The 3,392-nt window shown below is 77.0% G+C and carries 3 protein-coding genes; all 3 read right to left on the bottom strand.

Annotated features, from left to right (window positions below; all coding sequences use genetic code 11):
* Positions 1–757, bottom strand: a 757-nt coding sequence (locus tag CCN56_RS38670) for a type II secretion system F family protein (RefSeq protein WP_256962403.1), incomplete at its 3' end; no start/stop codon positions are given.
* Positions 754–1,941, bottom strand: coding sequence for a TadA family conjugal transfer-associated ATPase (locus CCN56_RS38665; RefSeq protein WP_086832309.1), 1,188 nt, complete (start codon positions 1,939–1,941; stop codon positions 754–756). The genes CCN56_RS38665 and CCN56_RS38670, both read right to left, overlap by 4 nt.
* Positions 1,938–3,059, bottom strand: a complete 1,122-nt coding sequence (ssd, locus tag CCN56_RS38660; protein WP_086832310.1) for a septum site-determining protein Ssd — start codon at positions 3,057–3,059, stop codon at positions 1,938–1,940. Before ssd ends, CCN56_RS38665 begins: the two co-directional genes overlap by 4 nt.
* Positions 3,060–3,392 lie beyond the last annotated feature (333 nt).

Here is a 3,392-nt window from a genome sequence, read left to right as displayed (position 1 = left end):
CGGCGCCCAGGGCGGCGCCGAGGGCGAGCCCGGCCGCCGGGAGCAGCGCGAGGACCGTCACCGTGGCCCAGGCGCCGGCCAGTTCGGCCCGCAGGCGGTCACGCTGCTCGTGGTGCTCCCGCAAGGCGGCCTCCAGGCGGTCGAGCCCATCGGCCAGGCCCGCGCCTCCGTCGACGGCCACCTGCCAGCAGGCCGCCATGCCCGCGAGCCCGTCGGCGCCGTCCTGCCGGGCCGCCCGCCGCAGCGCCTCCGGCACGTCCCCGCCGAACCGGGCCGCCGCGAGGACCGGCGCCTCCGCGGCACCGAGCGCGCCCGTCTCCCGGGCCGCGAAGGACAGTGCCTGCGCGGGCTGCCAGCCGGCCCTCAGCTCCCCGACGACCGCCCCGCACAGGGCCACCACGCGCTCGGCCCGCGCCTCCCGCTCCTTCCGGCGCCCGGCGGCCCGCAGCCGCCGTCCCACCAGGGGCACCGCGAGCGCCCCCGCCAGCAGCGGCAGCGGTGACTCGCCGAGGAGCGCGAAGGCCCCCGCCACCGGCAGGCACAGCCACGCGCGCCGCTCCCACAGCAGGGCCCACCACCGCGCGGCCACCGCGGGCCACTCCCAGCTGCCGCGGTCGTCGGAAACTCCGCCCGCAAGCACCGCTCTTGCCCGGCCCGCACCGCGCCGCCGCTCGGCCGTCCACCACAGGGCGAGCACCGCGCAGAGCGCCGCCGCCCCGTGTGCCACGCCCCGCGTCTGCACCAGTTCCGCCGTCACCGCGATCCCCCTCCGATCAGCGACCTCAGCCGCTCCCAACCCCGCTCCCGCTCGAACCCGGCCGCGCCCCACCGCAGCGCCGGCACCGTCCGGACCAGACCGTCCCGGTCCCGCTCCAGTACGTGCACCTCGGCGATCCGCCGCCGTCCGTCCCGGTCCCGTGCGACGTGCAGCACGACCGACAGGCCCGCACCCAACTGGCTGTGCAGAGCAGCCCGGTCGAGCCCGGCCGCCGTCCCCAGGGCTTCGAGCCGCGCCGGCACGTCCGCCGCCGTATTGGCGTGAACCGTTCCGCAGCCGCCTTCATGGCCCGTGTTGAGAGCGGCAAGCAGATCCACCGCCTCCCCACCCCTGACCTCGCCGACGACCAGCCGGTCGGGGCGCATCCGCAGCGCCTGCCGGACCAGGTCCCGCAGGGTGACGAGCCCTGCGCCCTCCTGGTTCGCGGGCCGCGCTTCCAGGCGCACCACGTGCGGGTGGTCCGGCCGCAGCTCCGCCGAGTCCTCGGCGAGTACGATCCGCTCCCGCTCCCCCACGAGCCCCAGGAGCGAGGCGAGGAGCGTGGTCTTGCCCGTCCCGGTGCCGCCACTGACGAGGTACGACACGCGGGCGTCGATCAGGGCCCGCAGGATCGGGGCGCCGTCCGGCGGAACGGTGCCCGCCGCGACCAGCTCCTCCAGGGAGAAGGCGCGGGGGCGGACCACCCGAAGCGACAGGCAGGTCGAGCCGACCGCGACCGGCGGCAGCACCGCGTGCATCCGGGTGCCGTCGGGGAGCCGGGCGTCGACCCAGGGCCGGGCGTCGTCGAGCCTGCGCCCGGCCACCGCCGCGAGCCGTTGCGCCAGGCGGCGGACGGCGGCGGCGTCGGGGAAGGCCACCGGGGCCCGTTCGAGACCGGTGCCCCGGTCCACCCACACCCGGTCGGGCGCGGAGACCAGGACGTCGGTGACCGCCGGGTCGGCGAGCAGCGGCTCCAGCGGACCGGTGCCGATCAGCTCGCACCTCAACTCCTCGGCCGCCCCGAGGACTTCCGCGTCACCGAGGAGTCTTCCCTGGGCGCGCAGCGCCGCCGCCACGCGCGCCGGGGTGGGCTCGGCCCCGCTCGCCGCAAGCCGCTGCCGCACGGCGTCGAGGAGCCCCGCTCCGCCACCCTCGCCCCAGGCCGCGCTCCCTGTCCCGATCATGCCGGACCACCGGGCACGAGAGCGCGCTCCCAGAAGGCGGTGCAGAACCGGCCGAGGGGTCCCCGGGGCTCGGCGCCCGGCGGCATTCCCGCGTCCTGGTCGGCCACGATCCCCGGGTCGTAAGGGAATTCACCGGCGAGCGGCAGCCGCAGCGCGTCGGCGACCCACCGCTCGTCGAGCCCCGCCGCGTACGGCCCGCGGACCACGGCGCGCAGGTCGCGCACGGCCGGCCCGATCGTCGAGACCATCCGGTGCGCGGCCGCGACGGCCCTCAACTCCCCGGGAACGACCAGCAGTCCGAGATCGAGCTGCGCCAGGGCCTCGACGGCCGCCGGGTCGGCGCCGCGCGGCAGGTCGACCACGACGACCCCGCCCCGGCGCCGCGCGGCGGCGAGCACGGACCGCACGGCCTCGGGCGGCATCGGCGCCGCCGGGTCCCGGCCCCAGCTGAGCACCCGGACCCCGCGGACCGACGGCAGGGACTCCTCCAGGGCGCCGCCGGCCAGGCGGCCCTTCGAGGTGGCGAAGTCGGGCCATCGCCTGCCCTCCTCGCGCTCGCCGCCGAGCAACACGTCGAGCCCTCCGCCCAGCGGGTCGCCGTCGACGAGCAGCGTGCGGTGCCCGGCCCTCGCGGCGGCCAGCGCGAGACCACAGGCCAGGGTGGAGGCCCCCGCGCCGCCCCGGCCGCCGACGACGCCGACGGTCAGCGCCGGCCTGTCCGCGCCCTCGGCCGCGTCGGCGAGGCGGTCGACGAGGAGGCCCTCGGCGGCCGGGAGGCTCAGCACGCTCTCCGCGCCGATCTCCACCGCAAGCCGCCACAGCTCCGGATCGTCCCGGTCGCGGCCGACGAGGAGGGTCCCCGGTCGGCGCACCGCTCCCCGACAGCGGGCGGCGGCGTCGTCGCCGACCAGGACGAGCGGCGGGTCGGTCCAGCTCGCCCGCCGCTCCGGCACCCGGTGGTGCACCTCGGGCTCGACCCCGGCCGCGGCGCAGAGCCGCAGGAGGTCGTCGAGCAGCCCGAGGTCCTCGGTGACGATCAGCGGCCCGCCCCGACGCGGCCCTTCCGCCGCCGAACCGCATGTCGTCCCCCTGGCCCCTGAAGTCCTGGATGTCTCCACGGCGCACACCCCTCTCGTGATTCCTGCCGTTCGCGAACTTCGCGACAGGAATCACCGTGGAGGCATCTCGGAAATCGTGCCGATCTTGCCGAAAAACTGTGGATAAGCGAGGGACTGTGAATAACTTCGCCACCCCTCCGGGGACTGTCCGGAACGCAGCCCGCCGATTACTGTGAGTGATGGATCGAGCGCCGGGCGGGGCCTCGATCAGCCCGTGACCGATGAACGGAAGGAAGGGAGCGAGCGATGGCGCGCAGGGCCAAAACGGCTCCGGACATGCGACGACCCCCGCCGGGGGGGAGAGCGGGGGTCGTCGCATGTCCGGAGCCGTTT

The organism is Streptomyces sp. NRRL B-24572, from assembly GCF_002156145.1.
Taxonomy (GTDB): domain Bacteria; phylum Actinomycetota; class Actinomycetes; order Streptomycetales; family Streptomycetaceae; genus Streptomyces; species Streptomyces vietnamensis.
This window is presented reverse-complemented; position numbering and strand designations above follow the sequence as displayed.